Origin of the sequence: Vibrio chagasii (assembly GCF_024347355.1) — a bacterium.
Lineage (GTDB): Bacteria > Pseudomonadota > Gammaproteobacteria > Enterobacterales > Vibrionaceae > Vibrio > Vibrio chagasii.
In genome coordinates this window covers 578,055-593,545 of sequence record NZ_AP025465.1, presented here as the reverse complement: position 1 = coordinate 593,545, position 15,491 = coordinate 578,055, and the positions used below count along the sequence as shown (strand labels likewise).

At 45.3% G+C, this 15,491-nt stretch carries 13 protein-coding genes; 7 read left to right on the top strand and 6 right to left on the bottom strand.

Translation table 11 applies throughout. The features are described 5' to 3' along the window. Positions 1-97: 97 nt before the first annotated feature. The 4 genes from tyrA to OCV52_RS02590 all read right to left on the bottom strand — a co-directional run bounded on the left by tyrA (position 98) and on the right by OCV52_RS02590 (position 4,496). On the bottom strand, positions 98-1,225 hold the full coding sequence (tyrA, locus tag OCV52_RS02605; RefSeq protein WP_137408519.1) for a bifunctional chorismate mutase/prephenate dehydrogenase: 1,128 nt from the start codon (positions 1,223-1,225) through the stop codon (positions 98-100). A 101-nt stretch (positions 1,226-1,326) separates the two neighbouring features. Continuing rightward, positions 1,327-2,400: a 3-deoxy-7-phosphoheptulonate synthase gene (locus OCV52_RS02600; protein WP_004739501.1), complete on the bottom strand. Its 1,074-nt coding sequence runs from the start codon at positions 2,398-2,400 to the stop codon at positions 1,327-1,329. A gap of 246 nt (positions 2,401-2,646) precedes the next feature. After that, complete coding sequence (nagZ, locus tag OCV52_RS02595; protein ID WP_137408518.1) at positions 2,647-3,636, bottom strand: beta-N-acetylhexosaminidase; 990 nt, start codon at positions 3,634-3,636, stop codon at positions 2,647-2,649. Positions 3,637-3,647: 11 nt separating this feature from the next. Beyond that, positions 3,648-4,496: a MurR/RpiR family transcriptional regulator gene (locus OCV52_RS02590; RefSeq protein WP_061033331.1), complete on the bottom strand. Its 849-nt coding sequence runs from the start codon at positions 4,494-4,496 to the stop codon at positions 3,648-3,650. Positions 4,497-4,734: 238 nt separating this feature from the next. Between OCV52_RS02590 and OCV52_RS02585 the strand changes: the two genes are divergently transcribed. The 4 genes from OCV52_RS02585 to murQ are packed head-to-tail and all read left to right on the top strand — an operon-like array spanning position 4,735 to position 9,286. Next, positions 4,735-6,333: a sodium:solute symporter gene (locus OCV52_RS02585; protein WP_137408517.1), complete on the top strand. Its 1,599-nt coding sequence runs from the start codon at positions 4,735-4,737 to the stop codon at positions 6,331-6,333. Then, positions 6,330-7,199: a BadF/BadG/BcrA/BcrD ATPase family protein gene (locus tag OCV52_RS02580; protein ID WP_137408516.1), complete on the top strand. Its 870-nt coding sequence runs from the start codon at positions 6,330-6,332 to the stop codon at positions 7,197-7,199. Before OCV52_RS02585 ends, OCV52_RS02580 begins: the two co-directional genes overlap by 4 nt. A gap of 10 nt (positions 7,200-7,209) precedes the next feature. Beyond that, the gene (locus OCV52_RS02575; protein ID WP_137408515.1) at positions 7,210-8,322 is read left to right on the top strand and encodes an anhydro-N-acetylmuramic acid kinase; all 1,113 of its coding nucleotides are present in this window, start codon (positions 7,210-7,212) and stop codon (positions 8,320-8,322) included. A 31-nt stretch (positions 8,323-8,353) separates the two neighbouring features. Beyond that, positions 8,354-9,286: an N-acetylmuramic acid 6-phosphate etherase gene (gene murQ / locus OCV52_RS02570; RefSeq protein ID WP_102425593.1), complete on the top strand. Its 933-nt coding sequence runs from the start codon at positions 8,354-8,356 to the stop codon at positions 9,284-9,286. A 115-nt stretch (positions 9,287-9,401) separates the two neighbouring features. On the opposite strand, the gene OCV52_RS02565 is transcribed toward murQ, so the two are convergent. Continuing rightward, the gene (locus OCV52_RS02565) at positions 9,402-9,752 is read right to left on the bottom strand and encodes a DUF2799 domain-containing protein (RefSeq protein ID WP_102424021.1); all 351 of its coding nucleotides are present in this window, start codon (positions 9,750-9,752) and stop codon (positions 9,402-9,404) included. Positions 9,753-10,086: 334 nt separating this feature from the next. Here OCV52_RS02565 and OCV52_RS02560 point away from each other — a divergent pair, with 334 nt between their 5' ends. From OCV52_RS02560 to btsR, 3 genes are all read left to right on the top strand, one after another. Continuing rightward, positions 10,087-11,574, top strand: coding sequence for a carbon starvation CstA family protein (locus OCV52_RS02560; protein WP_061033335.1), 1,488 nt, complete (start codon positions 10,087-10,089; stop codon positions 11,572-11,574). Positions 11,575-11,838: 264 nt separating this feature from the next. After that, a complete protein-coding gene (locus tag OCV52_RS02555) occupies positions 11,839-13,509 on the top strand; it encodes a sensor histidine kinase (protein WP_137408514.1) in 1,671 nt (556 codons plus the stop codon). A gap of 102 nt (positions 13,510-13,611) precedes the next feature. After that, a complete protein-coding gene (btsR, locus tag OCV52_RS02550) occupies positions 13,612-14,343 on the top strand; it encodes a two-component system response regulator BtsR (RefSeq protein WP_116870034.1) in 732 nt (243 codons plus the stop codon). 104 nt (positions 14,344-14,447) lie between these two features. Here btsR and ispH read toward each other — a convergent pair whose 3' ends face one another. Further along, complete coding sequence (gene ispH, locus OCV52_RS02545) at positions 14,448-15,404, bottom strand: 4-hydroxy-3-methylbut-2-enyl diphosphate reductase (protein ID WP_081090359.1); 957 nt, start codon at positions 15,402-15,404, stop codon at positions 14,448-14,450. Between the last annotated feature and the right edge of the window lie 87 nt (positions 15,405-15,491).

Sequence of the window (15,491 nt, the reverse complement as noted above, 5' to 3'; positions counted from 1 at the left end):
CATTTCGCCTACTATAGGCCAAATGCAATATCGGCATTCAACACAAACAAAAAGAGCGACCAAACGGTCGCTCTTTTTTATTTTTCAAACCACACTATTAACCGCGATGAATCGAGTCATGTGCTTGTTTTAACAGGCTTTGACTCTCTTGCAAGAATTGCTGTGAGTAGTCACCAAACCAATCACTCACCTGGTCAAAACTCTCAACGAACTTGGCTTTGTCTTTTCCGTCTAAGATCTCGAGTGCTTCACCAAAACAACGGTGGAAGCGTCGAATCATCTCAATGTTCTCATCTGAAGATAGGATGATGTCACCGTACAAGTTCGGGTCTTGAGCAAATAGACGACCAACCATCGCAATCTCTAGACGGTAGATTGGGGAGCTAAGCTTCAGAAGTTGGTCGATGTTCGGGTTCTCTTTGCTTAGGTGTAGACCGTAAGCAAAAGAGGTAAAGTGGCGAAGCGCTTGAATCAGAGTCATGCCGTGATCGTGCTCAGCAGCATCCATCTGACATAGGCTCGCACCCCAGATACTAAATTGCTCCAGTAGCCATTGGTAACTTTCAGAACCACGCCCATCACTGTAAACAATCACCTGTTTCGCTAGGCTTGGTACATCAGGGCCAAACATAGGGTGAAGACCAACAACAGGGCCTTGGTGCATATTCATCATTGCTTGCAGCGGCTTTGATTTAATCGATGTTAAATCACAAAGAATACAATCGCTTGGCAGGTTACCAAGTTTCGCAATCACACCTTCCGTTAAGTGAATTGGAACGGTAACAACCACAAGACCAGCGTTATCTAGGATTTCATCGGCTTTATCCCAATCTTGACTACCAAGGACTTTCACTTCGTAGCCAGAAAGCTTAAACATACGACCAAATAAGCCACCCAGCTGACCATTACCACCAACGATAACCACTGAACGTAATTCTGGGTTAAGACACTTAAAACCAGAGTCTTTTTCGCTGGCATAAGATTCACGCATAGTTCGACGCAAAATATCTTCGATGAGCTGTGGTGGAACCCCTATTTTTTCTGCTTCTTGACGACGAGACGCCAACATTGCCGCTTCACGCTCCGGCACATAAATAGGTAATCCATGTTCACTTTTCACTTCACCAACTTTCTCAACAAGAGCAAGTCGCTGAGCCAGTAAATCCAGCATCTGTTTATCGACAGCATCAATTTGGTCGCGTAATTCGTTCAGTTCAACGGCCATTTTATTCCTTACTAATCTATAAGCCCGTACCAACGCCGATTTCGTTAGTAACAGATCTTAAAATGCCCCATTAGATGAGGCACTTAACTTTTAAACTCTGACTAACCTTTCAAACGGTTCTCTAAGAACGGGACTAGTTCCGTATGTGCATGTTTCAATAGTGCCTCAGTTGTGTCCCAATTGATACACGCGTCGGTAATTGAAACGCCGTATTTCATCTCATTGAGAGGTATATCAGAAGATTGGTTTCCTTCGTTGATATGGCTTTCAATCATAAGGCCGATGATCGACTTGTTACCTTCACGAATTTGATGAATCACATCTTCGGCAACCAGAGGCTGGCGACGGAAGTCTTTGCGAGAGTTAGCGTGGCTACAGTCAACCATCAGTGCTGCTTCTAAACCTGACTTACCAAGCTCTTGCTCACATTCGTGTACGGATACTGAATCGTAGTTCGTTTGCTTACCGCCACGTAAAATAACATGACCGTTTGGGTTACCTTGAGTAGTTAATAGTGCAACTTGACCTTCACGGCTGATACCCATGAAACGGTGACTAGAAGAAGCTGCCTGCATCGCATTGATTGCTGTGCCTAGGTTGCCATCTGTACCGTTTTTGAAACCAATAGGCATTGAAAGACCACTTGCCATTTCACGGTGCGTTTGTGATTCCGTTGTACGTGCGCCGATCGCCGCCCAGCTGAATGTATCTGCTAGGTATTGCGGGCTGATTGGGTCTAGTGCTTCTGTTGCCAGTGGAATTTCCATCTCAGCAAGTTCAACCAGTAATTCACGACCTACATGCAAACCATGCTCAATATCGAAAGTACCATCTAGATGAGGGTCGTTGATTAAACCTTTCCAGCCCACCGTAGTACGAGGCTTTTCAAAGTAAACACGCATAACAATATACAGTTGATCGCTAAGTTGCTCAGATAAAGCTTTTAGGCGTTTCGCGTACTCTTTTGCCGCTTCAACATCATGGATAGAACACGGGCCACATACAACTAGCATGCGGTGATCTTTCTTATGGATGATGTTTGCGATAGTTTGACGAGACTCTTGAATGAAACGACGAGCATTATCACTCAAAGGCAGTTTTGCTTTTAACTCCTCAGGAGTAATCAGTACCTGTTCGTCGATAATATTGACATTGCTTAATTCACTTTTCTGCATAACTCAATCTGTATATTTATTTTTACACCCAACATTTCCATTTGGGTTAACAATATTTAAAAACACAATAACAGCTACAAAAACGATTGCAAGCGTAAACAATAAAAAACATCAGGTGTAAGTTTAAATTTACATCGCAGATTTTAAGTCGTTTTAATTAGATTGCCAGCTTAAACCACAGTCAATACAAACAAAAAGGCGATATTTCTCATATCGCCTTCTTTAAATTTGTAGAGTGTTTATTTATCACGCATCGTTTAGCATTCGCTTAATCTGCTCTGAAGCCTCTTTCCATCGGGTATCAGAGTGAAGAGTCGGCAAATCAAAGCTGTGTTTTTTAAGCAATGAGTTGGCTAAAAGCACCTCTTGAATCGCTAAGTGATCAAGAGCCTCAATTTGTGCATCTCGTTTATTACACATCAACACCATGTCACAGCCCGCACTCAAGGCTGCTTTTGCTCTGTCGGCTGGTCCGCCCATGATCGCAGCACCTTCCATCGTTAAATCATCAGAGAAGATCAAGCCTTTAAAGCCCAGCTTTTGTCTCAATACTTTCTGTAACCAATATTGAGAGCCACTTGCTGGTTGGTCATCGTAATGAGAGAAAACCACGTGTGCAGGCATCATCGCATCTAATATTCCCGCTTCAATTTGCGCCTTAAAAATCGCCATATCGGTTTCAAAGATATCGTCTCGAGGGTCGTAAGGCGTTTCTAGATGCGAATCAGCTATCACACCACCATGGCCAGGGAAGTGCTTTCCAGTTGTCGCCATACCAACGGACTTCATGCCTTTGATGAATGCACTGCTATGACGAACGATGGTATCAATATCTTCACCAAACGCTCGGTTGCCAATCGCTTTGCATTGATGACCTTTATCTAATACTGGTGCAAAACTTAGATCGATATCATGAGCAATCAGCTCCGCTGCCATCAACCAACCAGCTTGTTCAGCTAATTGTTCACCATTCTTTTGAGTCGCGAACTCTTGAGCAGCTGGGATAATAGAAAAACCATCGCGGAAACGCTGTACTCGTCCACCTTCTTGGTCAACACCAATTAAAATAGGACGCTTAGCCGCTTTTCGAATCTCTTTATTTAAAGCCGATAGCTGCTTGCTATCGTGGTAGTTTCTAGCAAATAAAATGAGACCACCAACAGTTGGGTGCTCTAAAATTTCTTTGTCTTCCGCAGTCAGTTCGTAGCCTGCAACATCAACCCACAACGGTCCCATAATATGTCCCTCTATTGCTTAAATTCCGCTACCGCAGATTTACTTTGTTCGATTAATTGGTCAGCTTGCTCTTCTTGCTGAGTTAACGCAATGAACAACAAGTCAGTAATATAAAGTTGGCTATCACGCGCTGTGATAGAGGAACTACGAATATGGTTCTCGTCAGCCGCCGAAATGAGTTTGATATCAGCATACTTGTCCAGAGCCGAAGGAGATAACTGGCTAATCACAATGACCTTGGCCTTTTTCGATCTCGCTAACTGAGCCACTTTTACAACTTCTCTGGTTTTTCCTGAATAGGAAATCGCTACCAACACATCATTTTCAGTAAGCGATGCCGCGTTGGCAATCTGAATATGAGCATCAGGTTCCGCATGAACCGCATGACCAATCTTCATCAGCTTATAAGCGAAATCTTTCGCGACTAGCGACGATGCTCCAACACCTGAAATTTGAATTTTATTGGCAAGGTGCAGTAGGTCAGCGGCATTACTCAGCTGTTCGCCCTCATTTAATAACACGGTACGTTCAAGCGATTGTGTTTTGCTTGCAAGAAGTTTGTCCATCACGGTATCTGGCGAATCTTTTCTGGTGATGGTGCCGTGTATGCCTCGTTGAGAAACAGGCTGATAACTCATATCACTCTGATAGAGTTTCACCTTCATTTCAGAAAAGCCTTTATAACCGATCTTCTGACTAAACTTGACGATCGTCGACTGACTCACCCCTACCGCTTTCGCTAATTCAGGGGAAGAGAGTTGCTTAACCTGCTGCGGGTGATCCAATACATATCGTGCCACCAGCGAATCCGATGGAGAAAGCTTGGGTAATAACGCTTTTACTTTCGCAATGCCTTTCACTCGATCTATCTCCCTCTTTAAGCCTGTCATCATAACGAGTTTTGCCTTTCCATTGGAATAATTATTCCTCCCTACTCCCTCATTTGGAATAGCTAACACAACCTTCTGGGAGCATAGTCAAAGAAAACCTCTGGTCACTATTCCACCAAGGAATAGGTTTTGAAACTCATTATTCAAACTGTCATTCTGAAAAAATAATAATAAACACCTTCTTATCTATTCATGCTATGGAGCTGCTATGAATTCACTATTTACTTCGCTGGATTGGGCGGTATTTGCGATTTACTTCGTTGTTATCGCCTTCACAGGTTGGCATTTCAGCCGAACCAAAATCACGAGTACCAAGGACTATTTTTTAGGCGGTAACTCAATGCCAATGTGGGTGGTGGCTATCTCAGTACTCGCAACCTCACAGTCAGCAGCGACGTTTTTAGGTGGACCAGAATCGAGCTACCGTGGCGACCTCACTTACCTAGCTACTAATATTGGCGGTATTCTGGGCGCTATTTTTGTCGCTCTAATTCTGATTCCTCGCTTCTATCAAAACAAAGTTTCAACAGTATATGAGCTACTGAAAGTGCGTTTTGGCGAGAAAACTAAGCAGCGTGCTGGTGTAATGTATTTGGTTGGTCGTGTGTTTGCTTCTGGTGCTCGTCTATATATGGCGGCTATCGCAGTATCTATGATTCTATTTACCAATATTGACCCAAGCAGCGTTATCACTTCCGTGGTGATTTTGGTCACCGTTGGCCTCGCTTACACCTACATGGGCGGTATCCGCTCGGTTATCTGGAGTGACCTGATCCAACTTGTGGTGTACGTCGGTGCAGCTATTGCAGTCATTATCTACTTACTAGGTCAGATCCCGGCAGATTTCAGCCAAATAGCACAAGTGCTTGCCAACCCTGGTGAAGGTCAATCTTCGAAGCTGACCTTGCTCGATTTCACTCTTGATTTAACGCCTGCTGGTACTTTCAGCTTCTGGGCATGTATTACTGGTTTTGTACTCTTGAATATTGGTGCGTTTGGTCTTGATCAAGACATGACCCAGCGAGTTCTAACCTGTAAAGATGCCAAGCAAGGCTCTAAGGCGATGCTCAACTCAATCATCTTCTCTATCCCTGTTGTGTTGGTTTTCATGTCGATTGGCCTGCTTCTGTATGTTTTCTATCAACGACCTGACCTGATGGGCGTCGAAGGTAAAGATGTCGTGCAGAGCTTTAATGGTGAGAACGTAACAATTTTCATGTACTACGTGCTCAATGAAATGCCGGCGGGTCTTCGAGGCTTAGTGACCGTTGGCGTGGTTGCGGCAGCGCTTTCAACATTAAACTCAGGCTTGAACTCAATGTCTTCTGTTGCGATTCAAGATATCTACAAACCATGGTTAGAAGCTCGTAAAGGCGAACAAGATGATTTCCATTATGTAAAAGCGGGTCGCTTCGGTATGGCCGCAGCTGCGCTAGCCTTAGGTAGCATGGGTATCTTATGTTACTACTGGCAGCAATATACCGACATGCCATTATTGTCGTTCGCTTTGAGTGTGATGGTGTTTGCTTACACCGGATTATTGGGGGTCTACTTCACGGCGATTTTCACCGAGCGCGGCAATGAAACATCAGTAGCGTTGGCGCTTGTGGCCGGCTTCCTAACGACGTTACTGATGCAAGCTTATGTTTGGGATAGCGTAATGGGTATGATTAATACGGATTGGGTGGGTGTTCGATTGGCCTTCCCGTATCAACTGTGTGTAGGTACCTTTGTGTCATTGCTCGTCTGTCTATCAGGCAAGAAGCAGCCTCAAGAAGCAAACAAACTACAAACAGTTAGCCAATGATTACTCATACTCTAGCCGTCGATGGTGGCGGCACAAAAACCGCAATGAGACTCAAGCGAATTTCGCCGACACCGAGCGTAATTAAAGAGCGTACTTTGGCCGCAACATCACTAACCTTATACGGTGAAACAGCCATCACTCAACTCACTCATTACATTGAAGAAATGCTGAGTGTGAATCAGATAAGTCCGAAACAGTGTTATATTGTGGTCGGTGTTGCTGGCGCAGGTAATGCTCAACTAAAAGCGAAATTACAACTGGCACTGTCCCATTTCCCAAACCTGTATGTGACGACCGATGCTGAAGCCTCGGTCGTTGGTGCAAATAGAGGGGAAGGCGTAAACTGTATTGCGATTGGCACAGGTTCGGTTGCGATTCAATTAGACAACCAATACGTGACCCATCAATTTGGCGGTTGGGGTTTCCCCATTGGCGATCAGGGTGGTGGCTCTTGGCTTGGTTTTAAAGCGGTTCAGCAAACACTTGTCGAGTTTGACGCTCAACGTTGCTCGTTAACGAGTCAACTTGTCATGAAGAAAACAGGCAATGTCCGCAGTGCGATCCTAAAATGGACTCGCTCAGCCAACGCAACCGATTATGCTCAACTTGCAAAAGAGCTTGTCGAGTTAGAATCGTGTTGTCCAACGGCCAAAGACATCGTTGAGCAAGGCATTCAAGAAATTGAGCGGCTTGCACGAACATGCTCAGACAACAACTCACTACCGATCATGTTCTTAGGCAGCTTAGGCCCTTTCTATCGTGACAAACTGCCACAAGCGCTACAAGATCGCAGCTTAGAGGTTCAAGGTAATGCTTTAGATGGTGCGGAAATCATCGCACATCAAAAGCTTTGCCCGCTAAATTAAGGAAATGACAATGAAGTCAGAGTTATACATTGGCGTGATGTCAGGCACGAGCATGGACGGCGTTGATACGGCACTGGTGTCGATAGAAGACAACCGGATCACACTGCTTGCTCATGATGAGTATCCAATGCCAAAGGAACTCAAAACACGCCTGCTTGATGTATGTATCGGTCAGCAAACTGACTTGATTGCCATTGGTGAACTCGACCACCAGCTTGGTCACCTATTTGCGGATGCAGTTCTACAGCTTCTCGCCAAGTCTGAGACTCCAGCATCCGCTGTCACTGCAATTGGCAATCATGGTCAAACGGTATTCCATCAGCCAACAGGCGACTCTCCCTTTACCATGCAGTTAGGCGATGCCAACATTATTGCTGCTAAAACCGAGATTCAAACCGTCGCAGATTTTAGACGTAAAGACATGGCGCTTGGTGGACAAGGTGCACCACTGGTCCCCGCTTTTCACCATACTATTTTTCAACCGCAAGAAAGCTCAGTTGTTGTGCTGAACATTGGTGGCATATCGAATATTTCAGTACTGCGCCCGAATCAACCAACACTTGGTTATGATACTGGCCCAGGCAATATGTTAATGGACGCTTGGGTAGATAAACACACGGGTGAAAAATTTGACTGCGACGCTCAGTTCGCACTTCAAGGTCAAGTCAATCAAGCCTTATTAAAACAACTGCTGGAAGCGTCTTATTTATCTCAAACACCGCCGAAAAGTACCGGTAGAGAGCTATTCAACCTGCCTTGGTTGGAGCAACAATTAACAGAATTTAATGACATCTCAGCACAAGATGTCCAACGCACGCTTTGCGAATATACGGCTTTGACGATAGCCAATGAAGTCGAGGCTTACCGCTTAGGTAACGCACCAGCATTGTATGTATGTGGTGGTGGGGTTAGAAACCCACTATTGATGAAGAGGCTTTCTGAGCTTCTACCAAGCTGGGAGGTTGCCTCAACCACCAACAAAGGTGTAGACGCTGACTATATGGAAGCCATGGCTTTTGCTTGGCTTGCTCAACGTCATGTTCATCAACTACCGAGTAATTTACCAGAAGTGACTGGTGCAAGCAGATCTGCCTCTCTAGGCGTTCTATATAGTGCTAACTAAACCATTTTAGAATCATCATTTAAGGATCATTATGAGTAACGACGCTCTCATATCAGCGCTCTCGCACCTCGTTTCGGAGGGGAGAAACCCTGACACTATGGATATTGATCTACTCACTTCTCTTGAAGTGGTCGAAAAGATTAACCAACAAGACAAACAAGTCCCACTGGCGATCGAAGCTGAACTGCCGCAAATAGCTAAGGCTGTTGATAAAATCGCTCACGCCTTTCAAAACGGAGGGCGACTGATTTATATGGGTGCTGGCACCAGTGGTCGATTGGGCGTATTAGATGCCTCAGAGTGCCCGCCCACATTTGGCGTTTCAGACAAAATGGTTATCGGCCTTATTGCCGGCGGACCAGAAGCGATTTTGAAAGCCAAAGAAGGGGCTGAAGATTCGCTGACGTTAGGTATCGATGATCTGAAAGCGATTCAATTTTCAGAAAAGGATGTTGTGGTTGGCATTGCGGCAAGCGGGCGTACGCCTTACGTGATTGGCGCACTCAACTACGCCAATCAAATCGGTGCGGTGACGGTTGCTCTGTCTTGTAATCCAGATTCGCCAATTGCTGATATTGCTCAGATCGCGATAAGCCCAGTGGTTGGCCCAGAGGCACTAACGGGGTCAACAAGGCTGAAATCCGGTACTGCACAAAAGCTGGTACTTAATATGCTGACCACAGCGAGCATGATTCGTATTGGTAAGAGCTACCAGAACCTGATGGTCGACGTAAAAGCGACCAACGAAAAGCTAGTAGCCCGCGCCGCTCGTATCGTTATTCAAGCAACCGAATGTGATAAAGCGTTGGCAGTGTCGACACTAAAAACCACTGACTACGACGTTAAGCTAGCGATTTTAATGATTCTGACCGGGCTTGATTTGCAGGCGGCGAAGGCTCAGCTTGACCAGCAGAACGGCTTTTTAAGAAAAGCGGTCGAGAATAATCAGTCAATGTCGGATTAATCTTCAATACTGACGAAAGCGTGATACAAAAAACCAGTACACATAAGGTACTGGTTTTTTTTTCAATTTAAGCCTAATGATTCTGCTTAAGAGGTGTGACTAATCACGATCGAAGTTAGTGGTCGTTTGAAAACTCATCCCAGCCACGTTGCCACTCCATACGGAAACGCTGGGCATCTTCGGTACCAGAACAAACACCTTCATACACCTGACCAGATAGGCCAATCTGGTATGCGTGGTTCGGGTTACAATATTCAGTCACACCGATTTGGTAACCTTCGTTATAGCTTGCTTGGTCAACCGCACCCAATTCTGCCATCTCTGAATACGAACGTTGAGTGTTGCCTTTAATACCATCGCGGTAGCCAATCTCTTGCCAGTTGCCTTCTGCCGCTAAATCTTGAACATTGGCGCTGCATCCTGCAAGGCTAAATGCTACGGCGAATAGTGCTATTATCTTTTTCATTTCAATCCTTTATATTTCCATAGCCACTTCTAAATGAAGCTTTGCCTCTGTTGGTGATTCTCCGCTGAACGGGAGCTGATGTCCACTCATCTCTGTTATCTACCATTACTCTTTAATTACGCGCCGTTTAACGCTCACCATCGACCACTTAACAGAAGCACGATACTTCTCAACACTTCTACCCCACTACTCAACAAAGGTCACAAACCACTAAACCGGTTATAACACCACTTAATTAGCTATTCGACCACTCACTCCAGTAGCGGAAGTTTCTTTCCATACACTCCTCTAATATACACCCTGACTTAATTAATACATTCAGGGATAACAAATTATGATGTGGTTTCTTACCTGTGTCGCAGCACTCATTGGTGGCTACTTTATTTACGGTACCTTTATCGAGAAGATTTTTGGTATCAATGAAAAGCGTCAAACACCTGCTCACACTAAGCAAGACGGCGTGGACTACGTTCCAATGTCGACTCCAAAGGTATACCTAGTTCAACTGCTAAACATTGCAGGTGTAGGTCCAATCTTCGGCCCTATAATGGGTGCCCTATACGGCCCAGCAGCAATGCTATGGATCGTACTAGGTTGTATCTTCGCAGGTGCAGTACACGACTACTTCTCAGGTATGTTATCTATCCGTAATGGCGGTGCTTCGGTTCCTACCATCACTGGACGTTACCTAGGCAATGGCGCAAAACACTTTATGAATATCTTTGCCATTGTTCTACTGCTTCTAGTTGGTGTGGTATTCGTTTCTGCTCCAGCAGGCATGATCACTAACCTAGTGAATGACCAAACTGATTTCGCGATGTCTGCAACAACTATGGTTGTTGTTATCTTTGCTTACTACATCATCGCAACGATTGTCCCTGTCGATAAAATCATTGGTCGCTTCTACCCACTGTTCGGTGCTCTACTTATCTTCATGTCTGTAGGTCTAATCACCGCAATTGGCTTCTCTGATGAACACCAAATCATGGGTGGTTTTGAAATCAGCGACATGTTCACCAACATGAACCCGAACGACCTACCACTATGGCCTGCTCTATTCATCACTATCGCTTGTGGTGCAATATCTGGCTTCCACGCAACTCAGTCACCTCTGATGGCGCGTTGTATGGAAAACGAGAAGAACGGTCGCTTCGTATTCTACGGTGCAATGATTGGTGAAGGCATCATCGCTCTTATCTGGTGTGCACTTGCACTGTCGTTCTTCGGTTCAGTTGAGTCTCTATCTGAAGCGGTAGCAAACGGCGGTCCAGGTAACGTGGTATACAGCGCTTCATTTGGCCTACTAGGTGTATTCGGCGGTATCCTTGCTTTCCTAGGCGTGGTTATCCTACCAATCACATCTGGTGACACAGCATTCCGCTCAAGCCGTCTTATCCTTGCTGAATACTTCAACATGGAACAGAAGACACTGCGTAACCGCCTACTGATGGCTCTACCACTGTTCGTTATCGGTGGCATCCTGACTCAAGTAGACTTCGGTATCATCTGGCGCTACTTCGGTTTCGCTAACCAATCAACAGCAGTAATGATGTTGTGGACAGCTTCAGCTTACCTACTACGTCACAACAAACTACACTGGGTAACGACGGTTCCAGCTATCTTCATGACGTCTGTGTGTATCACATTCATCCTGAACAACAGCCAACTTGGTTTCGGCCTACCAATGCAAATCTCAACTATCGTTGGTGTGATTAGTGCGCTGGGTGTTGCGGCTTACGTAATCAAGATTTCTAAAGGCAAAGGCGAAACAGACCTTGCTGATGAAGAAAAAGAAGCAAAAGGTGAAACTAAAACAGCCTAGTTCTTTAAACTCTTTGTAAAAGACCAGTCTTCATAGAAAGACAAGAACAGCCAAACACAACTTCGCTTGTTCCGGCAATCACTCAGTGATTCATGGATATTAAGACTAAAGCCCATCCCCTGTGATGGGCTTTATTGTCTGTACTGGTTAGCAACAAGACAGTGTGAGCGCTAATCGCTCGATATAAGCCTTACAAACACAAGCAAAACTACCCTTACCACACAATGAGCTTTACACTTAACAAGCGTCTCAATAGGTGAAAATATGGAACTCATTCTCTCTCTGCTTCAACAAACCTGTGTCTACTTAGTGATCGCTTACATGCTAAGTAAAACCCCACTGATTCTCCCTTTGTTGAGCATCTCTTCACGCTTGAGCCACAAGATCAGCTGTTACGTTCTGTTCTCTTTGTTCTGTATTATGGGCACCTATTTCGGCCTACAGATAAATGATGCGATCGCCAACACACGTGCGATGGGCGCAGTCATGGGTGGCCTGTTTGGTGGCCCTGTGGTTGGCTTTGCGGTGGGTTTTACTGGCGGGATTCATCGCTACTCATTAGGTGGCTTCACCGACTTGGCCTGCGCGATTTCAACCACCGCAGAGGGCCTGATTGGTGGCTTGCTGCATGTGTACTTAGTCAGAAAAAACAAAGCCAGCCAGTTGTTTAATCCGATGATAGTATTCTCTGTGACGCTATTTGCAGAGATCATTCAGATGTTGATTCTGCTTGCGGTCGCCAAACCGTTTGAACAATCTTATGCGCTGGTTTCCGACATTGCAGCACCGATGATCATTGCCAACTCCGTGGGTGCAGCACTGTTCATGAGTATCATCCAAGACCGTAAAACCATCTTTGAGAAATACTCAGCGACCTTCTCGCGCCGCGCACTGACCATTGCCGAGCGTTCGGTGGGTATTCTTCATGGTGGTTTCACGTCTGATAACGCGCAGAAAATCGTGCGTATTATCTACGAAGAGACCAACGTAGGCGCTGTGGCAATCACTGACCGAGAAAAAATTCTCGCTTTCGTTGGCATTGGCGATGAGCACCATATCCCTAACACCCCTATTTCATCGCAAAGCACACTGACTTCGATGGAACAGAACGACATCATCTACCTCGATGGTAAAGAGAACCCATACCAATGCTCTCTCTCACAGGATTGTAAGCTGGGGTCAGCGTTGATTATCCCACTGCGTGCCGGTAACGAAGTCGTCGGCACCATTAAACTGTATGAGCCTAAACTGAAGCTGTTTTCAACCATCAACATGTCGATGGCTGAAGGTATTGCTCAGCTGTTATCGAGTCAAATCCTGTTCAGCAACTATCAGCAACAGCAAACCCTGCTCACTCAAGCTGAAATCAAACTGCTGCACGCACAGGTCAACCCCCACTTCTTGTTTAATGCACTCAATACCATCAGTGCCGTAACACGTCGTGATCCAGATAAAGCACGTGAGCTCATTCAGCACCTGTCTCACTTCTTCAGAAGCAACCTTAAACAGAATATTAATACCGTTAAGCTTAAAGACGAGCTCGCGCACGTTAATGCGTACCTGACGATCGAAAAGGCACGCTTTACCGACCGCTTAGAAATTGAATGGGGCATAGACCCACAACTGTTTGAGTCACAACTGCCAAGCTTTACCCTGCAACCTCTGGTTGAAAATGCCATTAAACATGGGATTTCAAATATGCTGGAAGGCGGCAAAGTGAAGATCTATAGCGAAGCTTTCCAAGGTGGATTTAGACTGATCGTCGAAGACAATGCTGGCAACTACCAGAAGCCATCTCAAGATCATGTGGGATTAGGGATGGAAATTGTTGATAAACGACTCACTAATTTCTTTGGACAAGACTCAGCACTAAAAATAGAATCTCAACCACAGCAATTTACTCGAATGAGCTTTATCATACCTATACTAAAATAATGGTGTTCCGTAGGTAATCGCTTCTCATTAGCGACATTTAGAAGCAGACATAAAAAAGATAGGCGGAATAAGCAGGGACAGAACAAAAATGAAGATTGCAGGATGTTAAAAGCACTCGTTATCGATGATGAGCTTTTTGCTCGCGAAGAGCTGATTGAGTTACTGACTGAAACGGGAGAAGTGGAAGTCATCGGTCAAGCAAGCAACGCGATCGAAGGACTTAAGCAGATCAACCTTCTTAAACCCGACGTGGTGTATCTGGATATTCAGATGCCTCAAGTTACAGGTATTGAGCTGTTGAGTATGCTTGACCCAGAGACCATGCCTTACGTGGTGTTTGTGACCGCTTACGATCAATACGCGATTCAAGCCTTTGAAGACAACGCTTTTGATTACCTGCTTAAGCCCGTTGAACCCTGCCGACTCAATAAAAGTGTTTCTCGACTGAATAAAGTCGTCAAGCAGAACCAAAAAGCACCAGAGCAAGATGTTGCTTCAATTGCTCCTTCACGCTTAGAACAGATTCCCTGTATTGGTCACAACCGCATTGTGATCATGGCGAGCCAAAGTGTCGAGTGTGCCTATTCTGATATCAGCGGCGTGCATGTTCGCTGTTCATCGCAAACGGCCACTTCACAATTGACGCTAAAGATCTTAGAAGAGAAGACCGATTTGATCCGCTGTCATCGACAATATTTGATCAACATAAAATCGATCCAAGAGATCAAGTTGCTAGAAAATGGATTAGCGGAGATCGTCACGCTTACCGGCTTTGAAGTGCCTGTGAGTCGTCGCTATCTCAAGACACTAAAAGAACAACTCGGTATCCAATAGCTTATCAAAGCGCACGATCAAAAAAGCCAACGTATCAACGTTGGCTTTTTACTGCTTGCGAATCGACGGTATGACGAATCGTTAATGTCACAAATCGATAGAGATTAATCGACTTGTTTAATCTGTAGCTCTTTTGGTACTTCGAAGAACATATTCTCTTCACGACCTTGAATCTCTTCAACGTCAGTAGCACCAAGCTCGCGAATTCGATCTAAGATTTGATTTACCAGCTCTTCAGGAGCAGATGCACCAGCCGTTACACCGATTTTCTTCTTGCCTTCAACCCATTCTGTTTGAATGTCTTCAGGGCAATCCGTTAGGTAACCAGGTGTGCCTAGTTTTTCAGCCAGCTCTTTCAAGCGTGTTGAGTTCGATGAGTTCTTAGAACCAACGACAATCACAACGTCAACGTCGTTTGCCATCTCACGCACAGCGTCTTGACGGTTTTGAGTCGCGTAACAGATGTCATCTTTACGAGGGCCTTGAATCTCAGGAAATACACGACGTAGCTCTTCGATTACGTCAGCTGTCTCATCAACAGATAGCGTCGTTTGGCTCACGTAATGCAGATTAGTTGGATCGTTTACCACTAGGTTTTGCACGTCTTCTGGTTTCTCAACCAAGTACATACCACCCGTTTGGCTCGCGTATTGACCCATAGTACCTTCAACTTCAGGGTGACCTGCGTGACCAATCAGTACCACTTCCATATGTTTGCGGCTCGCACGAGCAACCTCCATATGGACTTTAGTCACCAAAGGACACGTTGCATCGAATACCGTTAGCTCGCGCTCTTTCGCTTCTTTACGAACCGCTTGAGACACGCCGTGAGCAGAGAAGATCACGATATTATCGTCTGGCACTTCGCTAAGTTCTTCGACAAAAATAGCACCGCGTTGTTTTAGCCCCTCAACAACAAAGCGGTTGTGTACCACTTCATGACGAACGTAGATCGGTGGCTGGTACATTTCGAGTGCGCGCTCGACAATGCTGATCGCACGATCAACACCGGCACAAAAGCCACGAGGGTTAGCTAACATTATTTTCATTTCATTGCTCATCATTTACCGCGGTACTAAGGTTGTTTCTATAGAGTTCGCCGTCAGCGAGGCTCGCATTCTACAGTGAAGCGCCTAGACAGTGAAGCT

Excerpts from the sequence above, each read along its gene's own strand:
- tyrA (WP_137408519.1), bottom strand. The coding sequence starts at position 1,225 with ATGGCCGTTGAACTGAACGAATTACGCGACCAAATTGATGCTGTCGAT.
- OCV52_RS02600 (WP_004739501.1), bottom strand. The coding sequence starts at position 2,400 with ATGCAGAAAAGTGAATTAAGCAATGTCAATATTATCGACGAACAGGTA.
- nagZ (WP_137408518.1), bottom strand. The coding sequence starts at position 3,636 with ATGGGACCGTTGTGGGTTGATGTTGCAGGCTACGAACTGACTGCGGAA.
- OCV52_RS02585 (WP_137408517.1), top strand. The coding sequence starts at position 4,735 with ATGAATTCACTATTTACTTCGCTGGATTGGGCGGTATTTGCGATTTAC.
- OCV52_RS02580 (WP_137408516.1), top strand. The coding sequence starts at position 6,330 with ATGATTACTCATACTCTAGCCGTCGATGGTGGCGGCACAAAAACCGCA.
- OCV52_RS02575 (WP_137408515.1), top strand. The coding sequence starts at position 7,210 with ATGAAGTCAGAGTTATACATTGGCGTGATGTCAGGCACGAGCATGGAC.
- murQ (WP_102425593.1), top strand. The coding sequence starts at position 8,354 with ATGAGTAACGACGCTCTCATATCAGCGCTCTCGCACCTCGTTTCGGAG.
- OCV52_RS02565 (WP_102424021.1), bottom strand. The coding sequence starts at position 9,752 with ATGAAAAAGATAATAGCACTATTCGCCGTAGCATTTAGCCTTGCAGGA.
- OCV52_RS02560 (WP_061033335.1), top strand. The coding sequence starts at position 10,087 with ATGATGTGGTTTCTTACCTGTGTCGCAGCACTCATTGGTGGCTACTTT.
- OCV52_RS02555 (WP_137408514.1), top strand. The coding sequence starts at position 11,839 with ATGGAACTCATTCTCTCTCTGCTTCAACAAACCTGTGTCTACTTAGTG.
- btsR (WP_116870034.1), top strand. The coding sequence starts at position 13,612 with ATGTTAAAAGCACTCGTTATCGATGATGAGCTTTTTGCTCGCGAAGAG.
- ispH (WP_081090359.1), bottom strand. The coding sequence starts at position 15,404 with ATGAGCAATGAAATGAAAATAATGTTAGCTAACCCTCGTGGCTTTTGT.